The sequence below is a fragment of the Halobellus ordinarius genome (assembly GCF_031823395.1).
GTDB classification, from domain to species: Archaea; Halobacteriota; Halobacteria; order Halobacteriales; family Haloferacaceae; genus Haloquadratum; species Haloquadratum ordinarius.
Window position 1 is genome coordinate 310027 of record NZ_JAVQKJ010000002.1, and the last position, 18637, is coordinate 328663.

17 protein-coding genes are annotated in these 18637 nt (G+C 67.5%); 12 read left to right on the plus strand and 5 right to left on the minus strand.

What is annotated here, in order from left to right:
* The first annotated feature begins 88 nt into the window (after positions 1-88).
* The 7 genes from sepF (at position 89) to RJT48_RS01885 (ending at position 7994) form a co-directional block, all read left to right on the plus strand.
* Positions 89-937, plus strand: coding sequence for a cell division protein SepF (gene sepF / locus RJT48_RS01855; RefSeq protein WP_311170527.1), 849 nt, complete (start codon positions 89-91; stop codon positions 935-937).
* Between the two features lie 142 nt (positions 938-1079).
* Positions 1080-1802: a TATA-box-binding protein gene (locus RJT48_RS01860; protein WP_311170528.1), complete on the plus strand. Its 723-nt coding sequence runs from the start codon at positions 1080-1082 to the stop codon at positions 1800-1802.
* 107 nt (positions 1803-1909) lie between these two features.
* On the plus strand, positions 1910-4858 hold the full coding sequence (gene uvrA, locus RJT48_RS01865) for an excinuclease ABC subunit UvrA (protein WP_311170529.1): 2949 nt from the start codon (positions 1910-1912) through the stop codon (positions 4856-4858).
* Between the two features lie 51 nt (positions 4859-4909).
* Entirely contained in the window at positions 4910-5221 is a 312-nt protein-coding gene (locus RJT48_RS01870; protein ID WP_311170530.1) for a DUF433 domain-containing protein, read from the plus strand.
* A complete protein-coding gene (locus RJT48_RS01875) occupies positions 5222-5383 on the plus strand; it encodes a DUF5615 family PIN-like protein (RefSeq protein WP_311170531.1) in 162 nt (53 codons plus the stop codon).
* Positions 5384-5627: 244 nt separating this feature from the next.
* A complete protein-coding gene (locus RJT48_RS01880) occupies positions 5628-6743 on the plus strand; it encodes a WD40/YVTN/BNR-like repeat-containing protein (RefSeq protein ID WP_311170532.1) in 1116 nt (371 codons plus the stop codon).
* Between the two features lie 168 nt (positions 6744-6911).
* Positions 6912-7994 (plus strand): geranylgeranyl reductase family protein, encoded by a 1083-nt coding sequence (locus RJT48_RS01885; protein ID WP_311170533.1) that lies wholly within the window; start codon positions 6912-6914, stop codon positions 7992-7994.
* A gap of 104 nt (positions 7995-8098) precedes the next feature.
* Here RJT48_RS01885 and RJT48_RS01890 read toward each other — a convergent pair whose 3' ends face one another.
* The 5 genes from RJT48_RS01890 to RJT48_RS01910 form a co-directional block, all read right to left on the minus strand.
* Positions 8099-9892, minus strand: a complete 1794-nt coding sequence (locus RJT48_RS01890) for a PAS domain S-box protein (RefSeq protein ID WP_311170534.1) — start codon at positions 9890-9892, stop codon at positions 8099-8101.
* The gene (locus RJT48_RS01895; RefSeq protein ID WP_311170535.1) at positions 9889-11424 is read right to left on the minus strand and encodes an ATPase domain-containing protein; all 1536 of its coding nucleotides are present in this window, start codon (positions 11422-11424) and stop codon (positions 9889-9891) included. Before RJT48_RS01895 ends, RJT48_RS01890 begins: the two co-directional genes overlap by 4 nt.
* 105 nt (positions 11425-11529) lie before the next feature.
* On the minus strand, positions 11530-12663 hold the full coding sequence (gene ygfZ / locus RJT48_RS01900; RefSeq protein ID WP_311170536.1) for a CAF17-like 4Fe-4S cluster assembly/insertion protein YgfZ: 1134 nt from the start codon (positions 12661-12663) through the stop codon (positions 11530-11532).
* Between the two features lie 118 nt (positions 12664-12781).
* Complete coding sequence (locus RJT48_RS01905; protein ID WP_311170537.1) at positions 12782-13081, minus strand: DUF6432 family protein; 300 nt, start codon at positions 13079-13081, stop codon at positions 12782-12784.
* A 31-nt stretch (positions 13082-13112) separates the two neighbouring features.
* Positions 13113-13346 (minus strand): DUF7093 family protein, encoded by a 234-nt coding sequence (locus RJT48_RS01910; RefSeq protein WP_311170538.1) that lies wholly within the window; start codon positions 13344-13346, stop codon positions 13113-13115.
* A 190-nt stretch (positions 13347-13536) separates the two neighbouring features.
* Between RJT48_RS01910 and RJT48_RS01915 the strand changes: the two genes are divergently transcribed.
* From RJT48_RS01915 to RJT48_RS01935, 5 genes are all read left to right on the plus strand, one after another.
* Entirely contained in the window at positions 13537-14898 is a 1362-nt protein-coding gene (locus RJT48_RS01915) for a DUF7093 family protein (RefSeq protein ID WP_311170539.1), read from the plus strand.
* Between the two features lie 159 nt (positions 14899-15057).
* Positions 15058-15438, plus strand: a complete 381-nt coding sequence (locus RJT48_RS01920) for a DUF5611 family protein (protein WP_311170540.1) — start codon at positions 15058-15060, stop codon at positions 15436-15438.
* An 84-nt stretch (positions 15439-15522) separates the two neighbouring features.
* Positions 15523-16491 (plus strand): ROK family protein, encoded by a 969-nt coding sequence (locus RJT48_RS01925; RefSeq protein ID WP_311170541.1) that lies wholly within the window; start codon positions 15523-15525, stop codon positions 16489-16491.
* 35 nt (positions 16492-16526) lie between these two features.
* Entirely contained in the window at positions 16527-18140 is a 1614-nt protein-coding gene (locus tag RJT48_RS01930; RefSeq protein ID WP_311170841.1) for an LVIVD repeat-containing protein, read from the plus strand.
* 145 nt (positions 18141-18285) lie between these two features.
* The gene (locus tag RJT48_RS01935; protein ID WP_311170542.1) at positions 18286-18618 is read left to right on the plus strand and encodes a NifU family protein; all 333 of its coding nucleotides are present in this window, start codon (positions 18286-18288) and stop codon (positions 18616-18618) included.
* Positions 18619-18637: the final 19 nt, after the last annotated feature.

Consider the following 18637-nt stretch of genomic DNA (forward strand, 5'->3'; position numbering starts at 1 on the left):
CACAAATATGCAAGGCGGAAGGCCACGACTTCAGTCGTGGGTCACTGACAGTCGATAGAGTGACAACTCTCGCTTTCGAGGGTCGGCTGTGACACGACCGACGGTACGGACGGAACGGCTGGTGACGCGACTCGACAGACTGGGGTTCGGGGTCGAGGAGTCGGAGACAACGACGGTGCTCCAGGACCTCGACCGGCCGCTGGATCTGGAGACCGCTGCCGCCGGACTGGACCTCGAGGAGATCGTGTACGATCCCGACCGGTTCCCGGGGTTGCTCTACCGCCCCGACGACGCGGCGGCGATGGCCGTCCTCTTCGACGACGGCACGCTGTTCATCGAGAGCGCGGACGGTTTCGGGGAACTCATCGGCGAGATCACGGACGGACTCGAAGAGGTGGGAATGGGCGGCGACATCGATCCGATAGGGAGCGACTTCGTCGTGTCACCCCACGAGGTGCCGGTGCCGGCCGAGTTCTCACCCGAGTTGGGAACGGAAACGTCCGTCTACCCCGACGAGGGTTCGGAGGCGGACGAACCGCCCTCGGGAAGCGGTTCTGACACGAAGATATATTCGTCGGGTGGAACCGATGCACCTGCCGATGGCGCGCAAAACGAGACGACGGATGCTCCTGAAACGGACGACGAGCAGTTCGATCCCGACACCGGAGGCAGCGAATCCTCTCAGGGATCGAGTGTCCACGTCGCGACGATCAGCGAAAAGCGGGACGCGATGGTGGTTATCGATGCCATTCACGACGGCGACCTCGTGATCGCGGACATTGCGCGACACAGTATGACCGACAGCACGATGGATGACGTCGTCGACTCGCTCCGACAGGTCACCGAGGACGTCGGCGGCGACATCGTCCAGAAGGGCGAGGACGAACTCATCCTCGCGCCGGCCGGGATGGAGGTCGCCCGGAAGAAACTGACCTGACCGCGATCGGGGTCGCCCGGACAACTTCGGACTGTCCGCGATCGGGGTCGCCCGGACAACATCGACCTGACCGGGGTCGAGAGTCGTCCCCGCCGTCGCGACCGTCACAAGGCTTATTTTCTGCCGTCGGAGTGTCACCGATATGGCAGATACGACGGTCCCACCCGAGCAGGTGCTCTCGCAGGCCGCAGCGATGGACGCTGCGGTCGAAGCGCCGACTACCACGACGGCGCTGACCGATCTCGACCGGGTATTGAACCTCAACGCGGCCGCGATCGGACTGGGACTCGAAGAGATCACCTACGATCCGGACCGGCTCCCGGGGCTGATCTACCAGTGCGACGACCCGGACGCGCTCGCCGTCATTTTCGGCAACGGGACGGTGCTGGTCGAGAGCGCGACGCCGGCCGGCGCCCGCGACGTCGTCGCCGACATCGCAGGGAGACTCGCCGACCTCGGACTTCTCGACGATGCGACCCTGACGACGGACTACGAGGTTTCGCCGACAGCAGTCCCGGTTCCGCCGGAGTTCGAGGTCGAATCCGACGGAACTGAAACCGCGGTCTATCCCGATGGAGAGCCGGCGGCCGACGAGCCGACGACTGGCGACGACGGGGACACGAAGGTGTATCGAGCGGCGGAGTCGGAGTCCTCCGGGGCCGATACGGGACAGTCAGACTCCGACGGCGAGGGGTTCGCACGGGCGTCGAACTCGGTGACGACAGATTCGGCGGTCCCCGACGAGCGGACCGAACTCTTCTGCCCGAACTGTGGGCTCGCTCGGGCCAAAGACGCCGCAACGCTCCGGCCCGGCGACATCTGTCCCGAGTGCAAACAGGGGTACATCGCCGAACGCGGGGCGTAGCACAGGTTCGCGAAGCCTCCCAACGTCTCGGGACAGTCGTCGTGTGCGTTTGCCCCGACCGCCGGAACCGACGCCCTTTCCTCTCCGCTCTCCATAGCGGGGCGTAGATGAGCAAGGACTTCATCGAGGTTCGAGGGGCCGAAGAGCACAACCTCAAGGACCTCGACGTCCGGATTCCGCGCGAGACGTTCACCGTCGTCACCGGGCTTTCGGGGTCGGGGAAATCGTCGCTCGCCTTCGAGACGGTCTACGCCGAGGGCCAACGGCGGTACATCGAGTCGCTGTCGGCGTACGCCCGCAACTTCCTCGGGCAGATGGACAAACCGCAGGTCGAGGCCGTCGAGGGGCTCTCCCCGGCGATCTCGATCGACCAGAAGAACGCCGCCAACAACCCCCGATCGACGGTCGGGACGGTCACCGAACTCCACGACTACCTTCGACTCCTGTACGCCCGTGTCGGGACGCAGTACGACCCCGTCACGGGCGAAGAGGTAGGCGAGCAGTCCGCCGGGGAGATGGTCGACGCCCTGCTGGCACTCCCGAAGGGGACCCGCGCGAAGATCGCCGCGCCGGTCGTCCGCGACCAGAAGGGCGCCTTCGAGGACCTCTTCGAGGACCTCGTCAGCGAGGGGTACGCTCGCGTCGAGGTCGACGGCGACTCCTACGACCTGACGATCGAAACGCCGGATCTGGACAAGAACTACGACCACACGATCGACGTCATCGTCGACCGCGTGAAGATCAGCGCCGAGGGCCGTTCCCGGCTCGCTGACTCCGTCGAGACCGCCCTAGAGAAGGCCGGCGGCGTCCTGAAGGTGATCGTCCCGGATCCGCCCGAAGACGGCCCCTTCGCGTCGAACACACGATCGACCGGCGCGCTCGCCGGCGAGGGCGACGACCGGCTGGTCGTCGAGTTCTCCGAGGAACTCGGCAACCCCAACTCCGACTTCCAGTTCTCGGAGATCGAGACGCGCTCTTTCTCGTTCAACAGCCCGCACGGCGCGTGTCCGGAGTGTGAGGGCCTCGGCCAGACCAAGGAGGTCGACGAGGAGCTCGTCGTCCGCGACCCCTCGAAGCCGATCAAGCACGTCTTCGAGGCGTGGTCGTACAACCGCTCGTACTACCGCACGCGGCTCGACGCCGTGGCGGCGCACTTCGGTGTGAGCGTCGAGACGCCCTTCGAGGATTTAGAGGACGACGTCCGGCGGCAGTTCCTCTACGGCACCGACAGGGAGGTCGTCTTCGAGCGGCAGACGAAAAACGGCACGCGCCGGAAGACCAAGCGTTTCGAGGGCGTCATCCCGAACCTCGAACGCCGGCACGTCGAGACCGAATCCGAGTCGACCAGAGAGCACATCGAGGACTATATGGCCGTCACCACCTGCCCCGCCTGCGAGGGGACGCGGCTGAAAGAGCAGTCCCGGCACGTCCTCGTCGCCGACACTGCGATCACCGATGTCAACCAGATGAGCATCGGCGACGCCCTGGCGCATTTCGAGGGGCTGGAGAACGAACTCACCGAGCGGGAGCGGACGATCGCCGAGGAGATCCTCAAGGAGATCCGCGCGCGACTCGGCTTTATGGAGGAGGTCGGCCTGGAGTATCTCACCCTCGACCGGGAGGCGTCGACCCTCTCCGGCGGCGAGAGCCAGCGGATCCGTCTCGCCACGCAGGTCGGCTCCGGGCTCGTGGGCGTCCTCTACGTCCTCGACGAGCCCTCGATCGGCCTGCACCAGCGCGACAACGACCGGCTGCTCGACACCTTAGAGGGCCTGCGCGATCTCGGTAACACCCTGATCGTCGTCGAACACGACGAGGAGACGATGCGTCGCGCGGACAACATCATCGATATGGGGCCAGGCCCCGGCAAGCGGGGCGGCGATATCGTCGTCCAGGGCGACTTCGACGACGTCTGTGCGGCCGACGGCTCCGTGACGGGCGACTACCTCGCCGGGCGGAAATCGATCCCGGTCCCCGACGAACGCCGGGAGTCCGAGACGGCGCTCACCGTCCGCGGCGCCCGCCAGCACAACCTGAAGGATCTCGACGTGTCGATTCCGATCGGGCAGTTCACCGCGATCACGGGCGTGTCGGGGTCGGGGAAGTCGACGCTGATGCACGAGATCGTCTACAAGGGCCTCGCTCGCGAGATGAACGACAACACCTCCGTCGACCCCGGCGATCACGACGCCATCGAGGGGATCGAGGAGATCGAGACGGTCAGGCTGATCGACCAGTCGCCGATCGGTCGGACGCCGCGGTCGAACCCCGCGACGTACACCGGCGTCTTCGATCACGTCAGGAAGCTCTTCGCGGAGACGAAGCTCTCGAAGCAGCGCGGCTACGAGAAGGGCCGCTTCTCGTTCAACGTGAAGGGCGGCCGGTGTGAGGCCTGCGGCGGGCAGGGGACCGTCAAGATCGAGATGAACTTCCTCTCGGACGTCTACGTGCCCTGCGAGGAGTGCGACGGCGCCCGTTACAACGACGAGACGCTGGACGTGACCTACAAGGGCGAGACGATCGCGGACATCCTCGATATGGAGGTCTCGGAGGCACTGGAGTTTTTCGAGGCAAACTCCCAGCTCCGCCGGCGACTCCAGCTCTTGGAGGACGTCGGCCTCGGCTATATGACGCTCGGGCAGCCCTCGACGACGCTCTCGGGCGGGGAGGCCCAGCGCGTCAAACTCGCCGAGGAACTCGGGAAAAAGCAGACCGGCGACACGCTGTACCTCCTCGACGAGCCGACGACGGGCCTGCACAAGGCGGACGAGCGCAAACTGATCGAGGTGCTCCAGCGGCTCACCGACAACGGGAACACGGTGGTCGTCGTCGAGCACGAACTCGACCTGGTGAAGAACGCGGACAACATCGTCGATCTCGGGCCCGAGGGCGGTGAGGGCGGCGGTCGGATCGTCGCCACGGGAACGCCCGAGGACGTCGCGCGCACTGACGAGTCCCACACCGGACGGTACCTCCGTGACCTGCTCCCCGATGTCGACGTCGAGGGTCCACGCGCGGATCGACGCAAGCCCGCCCCGGCCGCGGACGACGACTGATACGTGGACGGTCGGCCGAGTGTTTATGAGTGGTGACGAAGTACCTACGGTATGGTCGGTATCGTAACGGACGAGAGCGTCAGGTCGGGTGCGCCCCGTATCGAGGAGACTCGCATTACCGTCCTCGACGTCAAGCGGCGGGTCGTCGACGGCAACGAGGACCCCTTCGCTGTCGCTGCCGAGTACGACCTCGGTGTCGCGGCTGTGTTCGAGGCGCTTGCGTACTACTACGACAACGTCGAGACGATGCGCGAACGAGAGGCAGCCGACGAACAACGCCGCGAGCGACTGATGCGCGAATCGGCGGACCGCCGGACGCGACTTGCAGGCGAGGATGGCGGTCCCGAAATCGAATCGACGTAGATGCAGCTGTTGGCGGACGTGCACGTGAAGGCCGCTTACGTCACGGCACTGCGGAGCGACGGCCACACCGTCGAGCGGGTCGTCGACGTCGCGGCACTCGGCCAGACCGCGACCGACGACGAGATACTCGCCACGCTCGCGAGCGGAACACACTCGTTTTAACGAACGATACGAAGGATTTTGCGGACGCAGACGGCCATCCCGGGATCATCATCGTTCCGCAGACAGGCCTTTCCCCGGCGAACTCGCCGCTGCAGTCAGCCGTATCGAGCGGACCGTCGGTGATACCGAGACGCTGGTCTGCTATGCGACCAGTTGGGTGTGACGGAGTCTCGACGGATTCTGTCCGACAAAACCACCAGTGGCTGCATCCCACAGTGAAGTGACTGGATCGCGTATTCGCTGTATGGTCACCTGCTACGCCGCCTCCCGTGCGGGCGTCTTAGTCGTACGCGACGTCACGGAGGGCGGTGAGAACGACGAACGTCCGACGCCCTCGGCCGCATACACCTTCGAGCGCGAAGACGTGGAGTGTCTCGACGCCGCGGACGCGGCGCCGGCGCGGGTCTTCTGTGGGACGTTCGAGGCCGGACTCCACCGTTCTCGCGACGGCGGCACGACCTGGGACCGGGTCGGTGCCGAGACGCTCCCGGAGGCGGTGACGAGCGTAACTGTCTCGCCGCACGACCCCGACGTCGTCTACGTCGGGACCGAACCCAGCGCCGTCTACCGCTCGACGGACGGCGGCGGGACCTGGGCGGAACTGTCCGCGCTGACGGACCTGCCATCTGCGACGGAGTGGTCGTTCCCGCCACGTCCCGACACGCACCACGTCCGGTGGATCACGGTCGACCCGAGCGATCCGGATCACCTCCTGGTCGCGGTCGAAGCGGGGGCGCTGGTTCGGACGCGGGACGGCGGGGAAACCTGGGACGAGCGCGCCCCCTCGACCCGGCGGGATACCCACACGATCGCGATTCATCCCGACGCGCCCAACGTCATCCGCGCCGCCGCGGGCGATGGCTACGCCGAGAGCCGCGACGGCGGCGAGACGTGGACGTTTCCGCAGGAGGGGTTGCGCCACCGCTACTGCTGGAGCGTCGCGATCGACCCGGGCGATCCGGGTCGCGTTCTCCTCTCGGCGGCCGCGGGCGCCCGACGGGCGCACACGCCCGAGCACGCGGCGTCGTATCTCTATCGCCGACACGACGCCGTCGGAAGCGACGCCGACGGGGTAGGCGGGGGCGGCGCAGCCGAACGGACGGCGAGTGCGGCCGCCGAACCGACGGAGACCACCGAGTGGGAGCGGCTCGATACGACTGCCGTCCCGACCGGCGAGGGTGCGCTCCGGGCGACGCTCGCGGCCGGGGTCGACGACGGCGAACTGTTCGCGCTCACGGACCGCGGCCTCTACCGGACCGGCGACGGCGGCGACACCTTCGCCCGCGTCGACGTCGAGTGGCCGGCGGCGTTCCGCGACCGGACGACGCGGGGGCTGGCGGTCGTCGAAGGAGTCGCCTGAGTCGATCTCCGACGTCGCCTGAGTCGATCTCCGACGTCGCCTGAGTCGATCTCCGACGTCGCCTGAGTCGATCTCCGACGTCGCCGCCGCCGTTCTCCGCGGTCGCCGGGGCCGATTCCGGCGCTGAAGCCGAACGCTATATGCCGGCACGCCCGTTACGGACTGGTGATGTACGATTTCGCGGTCGTCGGCGTCGGCCCGGCCGGCGCACGGTTCGCCCGTCGTGCCGCGGAGGCCGGCTACGACGTCGTCGCGTTCGAGAGCGGGACGGTCGGGACGCCGCTTGCCTGCTCGGGGCACGTCAGCACCGACATCTGGGGCTACGTCCCCGACGACGCGAAGTCCGAACTGTTGCAGAACCGCGTCTACGGCGCGCGGTTCCACGTCGGCGGCCCCGACTCGGGGGCGTACCCGTTCTACAAACGCGAGGAGGTCTCGAACGTGATCGACCGGGTGGAACTCGACCGGACGCTCGCGGCCTGCGCCCGAGATGCGGGCGCCGACGTCCGCGAGAATCACACCGTCGTCGACGTCGACGAACGCGCCGAAGACGTCGCGCTCACCGTCTCGAACGAGGACGGGACCGAGACCGTCCGCGCGAAGATGGTCGCCGGGTGTGACGGCCCCACCTCCCGCGTCCGGAAGCAGTGTGGACTCCCCGAACCCGGCGAGATCCTCCACGGCGTCCTCGCGTTCGATCCCGCCCCCGACGACGGCGACTTCGTCGACGTCCACCTCACCGCGCCGCGCTTTTTCGCCTGGCGGATCCCCCGCGGCGACGCGGGCGTCGAATACGGCCTCGGCGCGCCGCCAGGGGCGTCGGTCAACGAGCTGTTCGACCGGCTCACAGCGGCGTACGACGTCGACACCGAGCACTTCTGTTCCGGCGCGATCCCGATCGGTCCGCCGGAGCGGGTGCACAGCCGCCGGGCATTCCTGATCGGCGATGCGGCCGCCCAGACGAAACCGTTCACCGGGGGCGGGATCCTCTATGGAATGACCGCGGCCGACTGTGCGGTCGACGCTGTCGATCCCGACGATCCGGGATCGCTCCGGGACTACGAGTCGGCGTGGCGCGCTGAACTCTCCCGGGAGATCGCACTCGGCCGCTGGATCCGGCGGGCGTACTCGTTGCCGGCACCGATCCAGCGCCTCGGGCTCGGGGCGCTGTCGGGCGAGATCGGCGTCCACATGGACCGTCCCACGTCCTTCTTCTCCCGGGAGCATCTGGCGAAACTGGTCGGGCGATAGCTCGCGGCTGAAATTGTCCGGTCGACGTGCCTGTTCGGCACGCTCGATTGCTGTACCAGCGGCGGCTCTCGGTCCCTCGGCGACGGGCGAACGACGGACGCCGGTCAGGACTTCCCGTTCGCCGTCGGGAAGGATAGCTGCACCCTCGTCTCGTTCTCGCCGGTGTACTCGATCTGCCCGCCGGCCCGTTCGACCGTCCAGCGGATGAGCCAGAGGCCGACGCCACCCGAGTGCTCCGTCGGCTGTTCCTCGTCGTCGCTGAAGGCGGCGAGTTCGTGCTCGGGGATGCCGGCTCCCTGGTCCGACACTGTGAGGAGCGTCTCCGTCGGCCCCGGCTCGACGCGGACGACGATCGGCGGTTCGCCGTGTTCGGCCGCGTTCTCGATGAGCTCCGACACTGCAAGCGGGATGCCCTGCCCGCCGCGGACCGGCGCTGACTCGGGCAGGGATTCGTGGATGGTGGCCGCCGGATATCCTGACCGGACCTCCGCGATAGCTTTCCGTGCGTCCGCGGTGAGATCCCGGACCTCGACGCTGGGGCCGCTGCTTACGACGTCGCGGAACCGCCGTGCGGTGTCGCTCTGGTCTAAGAGTTCCTCACCAGCCCTACGGATACGCGCTGCTGCCTCCCGCACCGCCGGATCGTCGTGATCCGAGAGCTGTTCGGTGTGGCCGACGACGACGTTCATCCGGTTGCGGACGTTGTGCCGGAGGACGCGGTCGAGTACCGAGAGGCGGCGTCTGTTTCTGACCTGCTCGGTGACGTCCCGCTGGAAGCCGAGATAGTTCGTCACGACCCCGTCGGCGTCGGTGACGGGCATCACGTCGAGGGCGTTGTAGAAGGTCTCGCCGTTTTTTCGATAGTTCAGAATGATCTCCGTCACGGGGCGCTCGTCGTCGATCGCCGCCCTGATTCGAGCGACGCCTTCCTCGTCGGTGCCGTCTCCCTGCAGGAACCGACAGTTGTGTCCGAGCGCCTCCTCGCGGTCGTAGCCCGTCATCTCGACGAAATGATCGTTGACGTAGATCAGTGGGTTGTCGGGGAGGCTGGGGTCGGTGATCGTGATGCCGATGGTCGCCTCGTCCATCGCTCGGCGATAGAGTTCGAGCCGCCGCTGCCGCTCGATGTGCTCCGTCATGTCGCGAACGAGGACCAGTCGCTCGTGGGATTCGCCGGTTCGGACGGCGGCCACCTCACAGATCGCGGTGTCGCCGTCGATCTCGAACGCGATCGTCCGGTATCGCGGCCCCTCGGGACCGATTTCCGACGGTGCCTCCGCGATCAGTTGTCGGAAGGACGGCCGGTCCTCGGCGACGACGGCGGCCGCGAGAGAGTGTCCCGCCAGTGTCTCCGTGTCGGAGTCGAAGAACTGCTCGGCGGCGCGGTTCGTCGCGCGGATCTCGCCGTCTTCGAGGAGAAAGCCGGCGTTCGGGGCCAACTCGAACAGCCGCCGATAGCGCGCTTCGCTCTCCTGGAGGTGCTGTGAGAGGCGTCGGCGACGCGCGAGGGTGTCGATTCGGAACCGGAGCTGTGCGGGGTCGATCGGCGCCGTCACCACGTCGTCGACTAGCTCCAGAATCGCACTGTCGAGCCCATCGAGGCTCCGCCCGCGCTCTTCGACCAGCAGACAGGGCAGAAACGTTCGATGCCGTTGCTGGGCCGCGCGAATCCCGTCGGCGAACCGCCGAATCCCGGATCGATCCGCGAGGCACACGTCGAACGACGGCAGCGAGGCAGCGTCATCTGGGTCGACTAGCTCGACCAGTCGGTGCCCCTCCGTGTTTTCCACCCACGAGATGAGCACCCGCCGATTTCCGGGTGCCGACACGAGGACGAGGACGTCGGTCACTGGATCGGACGCGCCGTCGCCTATCGGATCGGACGCGTCGTCCGTCATTCGGGGGTATCAGATCCGCCGGGACGCATTTCCGAGTCGGCGTCGGGCGGCTCATCCTTGGTACCGGTGCCCGTGGTGCTGAACGGGTCGTCCGTGCCCCACTCCGGCGTCCCCGTGAGGATGCCGCGTAGCCCGGTTAACGGTTCGCCCACGTGGATGCCGTCGCCGCGGATCTCGAACTCCCGGAGCGTCCGCTCGAAGTCGCCGGTCCGCTTTTTGAGCACGCCGATCGCCTTCCGGAGTTCGCCACCGGCTTCGAGATACCGGAGAAACAGAAGGTTGTCCGCGAGGTAGCTGATCTGGGAACTCGTCGGTTCGAAGTCGCCGGTGACCGAGTCGATGTCGTCGATGAAGACGGCGCTTACACCCATTCGCTTGAGGTAGCGCCCCAGCGAGTGCAGTTCCCTGATCAGTTCCTGTTCGTCGCCGCGGATCGAGAGTCGGTAGCCCGAGATGCCGTCGATCACGACGAAATCGGCGTCTCTGTCCTCCACTTCGGTTCGAACCTGGCTGGCGAACTCGTCGGGCGACACGGAGAGCGCTTCGATCTCTTCGACGGCGAGCGTCCCCGCCTCCTCTAACTCACGGATCGGGAGGCCGAGGCTCTCGGACCGTCGGACGAACGTATCTCTCGTCTCCTCGAAGAGATAGAAGACCGCACGCTCCCCGCGGGCGGCCGAGGCCGCCGCGAACTGCGCCGCCGTCGTCGATTTCCCGACGCCGCTCGAGCCGCTCACCACCGTTACCGTCCGCCCCTCGATGCCGCCGTGCAGCAACCGATCGAGTTCGTCGACGCCGGACGAAAGCGTCGTCAACTTCCGGTTTCGGTGGTGGGCGTCGGGCGAGAGCTTCGTGAACACCTGCATTCCGTCGCCCGAAATACGCAGCGTGTGTTCTCCCGAGAGGAACGACGATCCGCGGAGCTTCGTCACCTCGATGGTCCGGCCCTTTTCGGCGCGGTCGAGTTTGATACTCCCGTCGCAGAGGTACTCCAGCGTCGGCCGTTCGCCCGGGAGGGCCGCCTGCGAACTGAAAAGCACCGTTGCGCCCTCGCCCGTGAGGTATGTGACGAACCCAGCAACTTCCTGGCGATACTGATACTCGTCGGGCGCCAGATACTGCAGGTGTGAGAGCGGATCGACAAACACCCGGTCGGGCTGTGTCTCCTCGACCGCGTCGACGATTCGCGAGGAGACGCCGGATCCCTCGACGACGTCCGGCTGGAACACGTCGTAGGATTCCTCGGCGACGAACCGGTCTGCGTCCGGCGAGAGGTCCACAAACGAGATCGCCTCGGTGTCGAACCCGAGCCCGGCCGCGTCGGCCTTGAGGTCGGCCGGATCTTCCTCGAACGCGACGAACAGCGCATCCTCGCCCGCTTCGAGGCCCGCAGTGAGAAAGTGGAGGCCGATGATCGTCTTGCCCGTGCCGGCACTGCCGGTCACCATATACGCCCGCTCCCGGAGCAGTCCACCCGAGAGGATGTCGTCGAGCCCAGCGATGCCGGTTGAGAGACGATCCCGGTTATTCATTACGGACGGGTGGATGCACTCGGCCTTAGTCTCTTGGTTCGTCCTCGAAAAACCAGCTTCACTGCTGACATCTGCACCTCTCGGCGGCTATGCGTGTCGTCTGGCTTACTCGTCCGGATAGGCGGGCATCCGGGCCGAGACCGCGCTCCCCTCGACGAACGGGAGCGCTGTGCGCTCGGCGTCGATCGACTCCCCGCCAGCGTCGACGGACAGCGACGCGTCGCCGACCTCGAAGTCGACGAGCGCCAGCGCGATCGGTGCCGACAGCGACGGGCTCACGACGGCCCGCGTTACCTCTCCCACCTCTTCGCCGTCCGCTGTCACGGCGGTCCCGGCGTCGGGGAGCCGGTCGGTCTCGGCCGCGTCGGCCGCCTCTCCCCCAGCGGCGCCGTCCAGCCGGAGGCCGACGAGTCGCTGGCTCGGCTGGCCGCGGTTTTCGACCTTCGAGACGATCTCCTGGCCGACGTAACAGCCCTTCTCGAAGTCGAGCGCGTTGCGGACGCCGAGGACGTTCGGGATTCGACCCGAGAGTTCCGTCTCGAACAGCGGCGTCCCGGCTTCGACGGTGAGCGTCTCCCAGGTCTCGTAGCCGAACGGGATGGCGTTCATCCCGAACGTCAGGAGCGTCTCGAAGACCCGCTCGGCGGCGTCTGCGGAGCAGACCACCTCGTAGCCCTCCTCGCCGGCGGGTCCGTCGGTAGCGATCACGGTGACACCCTCGCCGCCCATCGAGCCACGGACGAAGGTCAGGGCTGGCTCGGGCGACCCGCCGCCGTTCAGGACGCTCGCGATCTTCTCGGTCGACTGCGGGCCGTGGACGCCGAAGACCGCAAAGTCCGTCGAGGCCTCGCGTACCTCGACGTCGCGGATGAAGACGTTCCCGGCCCACTCCTCGGCGAGCGGGCCCGCACGCGTCGGCGGCGTGAAACACAGCAGTCGCTCGCCGGCGTTGTAGACGTAGAGGTCGGTCTCGATCCGTCCTTGCGGATCCAAAAGCAGCGCGTAGACGCCCTCTCTGTCGGTTCTGGGGACGCGGTTGGAGACGGTGTCGTCGACGAAGTCGACGCGGTCCTCGCCCTCGACGACGACGACGCCGTACGCCATCTCGATCACGCCCGCGCCGTTGCGGACCGCGCGGTGAGTCCGCGCCGGGCGGCCGTACTCGCGGACGACCTTGCGTCCGGCGCGCTCCTCGAAGGTCGCACCGTGTGCCTCGTGTGCTTCCGTGACAATAGCCATTATACGCCTATGGGGGCTCCCGCGGGAAAACCGCAGCGTCCCGGGACGCGCCCGTCCCGACGAGCGCTCGAAGGCACTCGAGGTGTTTCCAGCTCTGTCCGCATCGATGCAGCCCTCATCACAGCCCGAGCCGGTCCCGGATCGCGTCGATGTAGCCCTGTTCTTCGGTCCGATCTGCCTCGGGATCCGGCACGACGCGGTCGTCGACCAAGATGACGACGCGGTCCTCGCCGTCCTCCACGGAGATGAGGCCGTCGTCTTTCAGCGCCGCCAGCGCCGCCTCGATCTCGTCGATGTCGGCGTCGACGGCGGCGCGGACCTCGAAGACGGTCATCCCTTCCTCCGAACGATCGACGAGCGCGTCCAGCACTTCGACCTCGACGCCGCGCCGGTCCCGAAACTCCCGCCGCGCTCTCATACGTTGCCGTTCGCTCCCGTCCGGTATACGCTTACCGCCGCCGTCCCAGGCACTTGGTACCGCACGTCCGTCGGTGACCGCCATTCACTTCCGTGTGTTCGCTCACGATTTCCGTGGCTCCGCAGCGCGAACACGTCGCTACCTCCCGCCTGACCGCGACGAGTTCGTTCTTCGCGACACCCATCGCGTTCTCCCGGCGGTCGACGTCGCGTCGGATCTCCGGGTCGGCCAGGTCGCGGCCGAATAGCGTGCACGGGAGCCCCATAGCTGTCAGGAACTGAACCGACAGCAAAAATCCCCGTCCGGATCTCGACGCTGCCGGATCGAAGCGCGTCAGGAATCTTCACCCGGGCTGACATCTCTCCTGCGGCAGTTGTGTCCGACAGCACGAATCGTCTGCCGCCCGTCAGACGCAGGAGGTACACTTTTGGCGCTTTGTGCCGGAAAGACGGGTAATGGGACTCAAGTGCCGTCTTCTCGGGCACGCGTACGGGGAACCCGAGGTCGAACGGAGCCGGGAGGAAAACGGGGACGAGGTGGTGGTTACGGTCCGTGAGGTGCAGGTGTGTGACCGCTGCGGCGCCGAAGAGACCGTCAGCAAGAACCGGGAGGTGACTGCCATCCGCTCGCCGTCGGAGGTCGGACTGGACGCGGGAGCGTCCGGCCCCGATGTGAGCCCGGAGGCCCCGGACGGCCAGAACGCCCCCGGCGGGGGCGCGCCGACAGAGGCGGCTGGAAACGGCGGTCCGGCCGGGACCGAACGGCCCCCACCAGCCGATTCGGCGGTCGAACCGGCGGACCTCAGTGAGGACCCCGCCGAATCGGCCAACATCCCGACGGCCCAACAGCCGCCCGAATCGACGGCGGAGCAGCACGCGGCCGACGTCGGCGAGGAGTCCGCACGGGACGACGAAAGGGGCGAGGTCATCGACCACGTCGACGACGAAGAGATTCGAGACGTCGACTCCGGGACGGCGGAGCCGCCAGACGTCACCACAGAAAGCCTCGACGGCGATGCGGCGGGCGACGTGTCGGATGGCACCGCGGAGAGTCAGCCCGACAGCGACGACGGCTGGGAGACCGGCAGCGACGAGTGGGACGACGTCGAACCGGACCCCGACGCCGACGACGCCGTCATCCTCGATGCGGGCGCGGCCGAACGCGACGAGGCACAGTGGCCGGAAGAGACGGATACAGACGCCGTCGACGGTCCGGCGGGGACAGACGAGTCCCGCGAGGTGGCGGACGAAGAAGTGACGAACGACGCGGAGATCATCGACGGCGACGCCGCGAACGACGGCGGCGACGACGAGCGTGTCGAACGCGAGCGCGACCCCGGCGCGTGGCCTGAACGCGACGACCTGCCGGGCGGAGACGGCAACGCCGGTGGGAGGGCGGCGGACACACCGGGCGGTGCCGGTGCCTCGGGTGGTGACGGCTGGCCCGCGGTCGAGGGCGACGACGAGGGGTTCGACGCGCAACCCGGCGGGAAGGGCGACATCGAACTCGGCGGCAACGGCCTGACTCCCGAAGTCAACGGGCACGCGGAGTCCGAAGCCGACGCGCCCGAGGCCGTCGAGGGCGTTGCCGTCGAGGAAGACCCCGGTATCAGGCGCGCAGAGCGCGACGGGGCCAAAAGCGACGGCTTCATCCGAACGACGGAGTCGGGAACGCTCGAATCGGACGTCCCGGACGACCGCATCGAGTTCTACTGCCCGAACTGCGGGCACGCCCGGATGGCAGGCGCGTCCTCCCTTCGGGCGGGCGACATCTGCCCCGAGTGCAAGCAGGGCTACATCGCCGAACGCGAGCGGTGAGGACGCGCGGTCCGGGAGCCACCTGGACGGCTCCTGACGTCACCCGGACAGCCTGCTCGGGTTACGATCAGCCCCGCCGCAGGGGGATTGAAAAGGCCCCACCCGGATCGGTCGCTCGGGGACGAAACAGGTAAACGGCCACCTGTCGAACGACGGGCTATGAAGGAGTACAAGATGCGTCGCGGGGAGACGCTCGAGGAGCGGATCCCGGATATGGAAGCGACAGTCGAGGAGTATTTCGGACCCATCACGGGGACGACAGAGTACAAGGGCAGCGACCTCTTCGTCGTCGAAGAGCCCGACAATCCGGTGTTCGAGCGGATCGTCGCCGGCGCGGTGTCCTACAGCGGCAAGAAGGACCGACTCGGCGTCGAGTTCGAGGAGACCGACCCCGCAGACCTCGGCCCCGACGAACTCTCGGCGGCGGGCGACGCCGTCGACGCGAAGAACGACTTCCTGCTCGAGGCCACCGGCCGGGACGCGAAGTCCCGCCGCGAGTCGATGAAGCGCGAAGTCGAGGACGACGCGCCCGATTACTGATCACTCCAGCAGTCTCTCTCGCTGGACGCCTCGGATCGGCACGAACCCGCTCAATTAAGTGCGGGGATCACTCGTAACGACACAATGGCGCACTACGTTGGCGTCGACCTCGGGGCGACGAACGTCCGAGCGGTCGTCGCCGACGGCGACGGCACGGTCATCGGCGAAAGCGACGACGACACACCCCACGGTCCGACGGGCATCACCGTCACCGAGGCGGTCCTCCGGGTCGTCCGCGAGGCGTGCGACGACGCCGGCGTGGACCCCGAGGGGGCGACCGCGGCAGGGATCGGTGCGATCGGTCCGCTCGACCTCGCGGAGGGCGCCGTCGAGAACCCGGCGAACCTCCCCGACACTATCGACCGGATTCCGCTCACTGGCCCCCTGTCGGTCCTCCTGGACACCGACCAGGTGTATCTGCACAACGACACGAACGCCGGCGTGATCGGCGAGCGGTTCTACTCCGAGCAGAACCCCGACGATATGGTGTATCTCACCATCTCCTCGGGGATCGGCGCGGGGGTCTGTGTGGACGGCAACGTCCTTGCGGGGTGGGACGGCAACGCGGGCGAAGTTGGCCATATGACGGTCGATCCGCAGGGACACCTCACCTGTGGCTGTGGCCACGACGGCCACTGGGAGGCGTACTGCTCGGGCAGCAACATCCCGCGGTACGCCGCCTACCTCCACGAGGAAAACGGCACGGACACCACTCTCCCGATCGACGACCCGGACTTCTCGGCCGTCGACGTCTTCGAGCAGGACGGCGACGACGCGTTCGCCACCCACGTCGTCGACCAACTCGGCCACTGGAACGCGATGGGCGTCGCGAACATCGTCCACGCGTACGCGCCGCTCATCATCTACGTCGGCGGCGCCGTCGCGCTCAACAATCCCGAGCGCACGCTGGATCCGATCCGCGAGCGGATGGACGAGATGGTGATGTCGAACGTGCCCCAGATCCAACTGACGACTCTCGGCGACGAAGTGGTCGTCAAGGGTGCCCTCGCGAGCGCGATGACCGGCGGGACGGGGGATCACTCTCGGCTGTGACGGGACGATTCATACCGATGCACCGCCCCAACGAGATGCGACGGCGCGAGTTCCTCTGTACCGGCGCCGGCTTCCTCGGCAGCGCAGTCGCCGTCGGCCTCGGCGGATCGGTCGTCTCGGACCCGGTTGCTGCACATCCGGGTCCGTACGAACCGTACGGCTCGATCGACGTCGAGGGCGCCAAGGAGGCGGTCGTCACACCGGACGGCGAGACCGCCTATCTCGCGACGACGACCGGCTACGCCGCCGTCGACGTCTCGACCCCGGACCAGCCTCGCCTGCTCGCAGACGTCCGCGAACCGCTGGCCGACCGCGACGGCGGTCCACTCCGGGGAATCTTCGATGTCAAACTCGACGCGACGGACCCGACGACGCTCGTCGTCGCCGGCCCGGCAAACCCACTGTCGGGGGCGATTTCCGGCTTTCTCGTCGTCGACGTTTCCGATCCCGAATCCCCCACCGAGCAAGCGTTCCACGAGACGTCGTTTCCGATCCACAACTGCTTCGTCCGCGACGGGGTCGCCTATCTCACCGGCAACGACGGCGGTCGAAATCCGCTCGTCGTCCGCGATATCGAGAGCGGTGCAGAACTCGGTCGATGGTCGGTGATCGACGCCGACGAGACCTGGGACGAGGTGGCGAGTCGGCTCCGCAGCATCCACGACGTCTACGTTCACGGCTCGACCGCGTTTGTGGCACTGTGGGACGCCGGGACCTGGATTCTCGACGTCTCCGACCCGACGTCGCCGACCGTGCTGGGGACCGTCGACGCGCCCGATCCCTCGTCGCTCACGGAACTCTCCGAGGAGGCGGCCCGCCGGGAGGCCACACTCCCGCCCCGCAATCACCACTACGTCGCGACCGATCCGTCGGGAACGCTCCTCGGGGTCGGCCGCGAGACGTGGGCGCTGCAGCCGGCGGCGTCGAACGCGACGAGCACCGCGACGCCGAAGGAGGGCGACGTGAGCGACACACCCGAGGACGGGACACCGGCGTCGTCGCCGGCGACTGCCGCCACGCAGACCGCGACCGCGTCATCGGAGTACGTCGGCGGCCCCTCCGGGATCGATCTCTGGGACGTCGCCGACCCCACGGCTCCGATCCCCAAGGCCACGATTCCCGCGCCGCCGTCGCCCGATCCGACGTACGGCGGCGTCTGGACCACCGCGCACAACTTCGAGCTCACCGATAGCGTGCTCTACTCCTCGTGGTATCAGGGCGGCGTCAAGCGGCACGACATCTCCGAGCCGGGGGCGCCGCGGGAACTGTCGTGGTGGCGCGATCCCGAGGTGGCCCGCTTTTGGACCGCGCGGCTCGCACAGCCCGGCGACCGCGAGGGGTTCTTCGTCGCCAGCAGTATGGGCGTCGGCGACAGCCCGGCGCGGTTGTACACGTTCCCCGATCACGCGGGCGAGCAGGCGGATCCGCCGGGGATCCTTCCAGAGCGGACGACGACACCAGCCGCCGGGGTCTCGATGACTGCCAGTGAGGAGACGACGTCAGACGACGCGGGAGCGACAGCCGACGCCACAGCGGCCACAACCGACGATCCGGGGGTCGACATCGGCGCGCCCGGATTCGGCGCGACCGCTGCCGTAGCCGGCTTTTCGCTTGCGGCGTGGCGGCTGCTGCGTCGAAGCCGAGAGTAGCGGGCGGGGCGACGTCGAGAGCGATCACTCACGGTTGCCTCGCCCGCGCCAACTTCCCTGTATAACCGTGACACACTTTTCTCGACGGCGACGCACCGCGAGTGTAACCGCAAGCTTCCAAAGCGTCGGCCTCCTACTGGAAGCAATGAGCGACTCCGAGGAACCACTCCGGCGGCGCATCGAGACGTGGATGGCCGGCCAGATGCCGATCATCCAGATGCACGGCGGCGAGAGCGTCGTCCGGAAGGCCGATCCCGACACCGGGGAGGTCGTCGTCGAACTCGGCGGCGCCTGCGCCGGGTGCGGCATCTCGAATATCACCGCCGACAACATCAAATCGGACCTGATTATGGACTTCGAGGAGGTCACCGAGGTCCGCGTGAAGGTGCCGAGTTCCGGCGACCACGGGAGCAGCACCGTCGAGGGGGGACGCGGCGGGGAACTCCAGTACGGTACCGAGGATCCCGGGCACTTCTGACGCCGCGTCGGACCCCCGG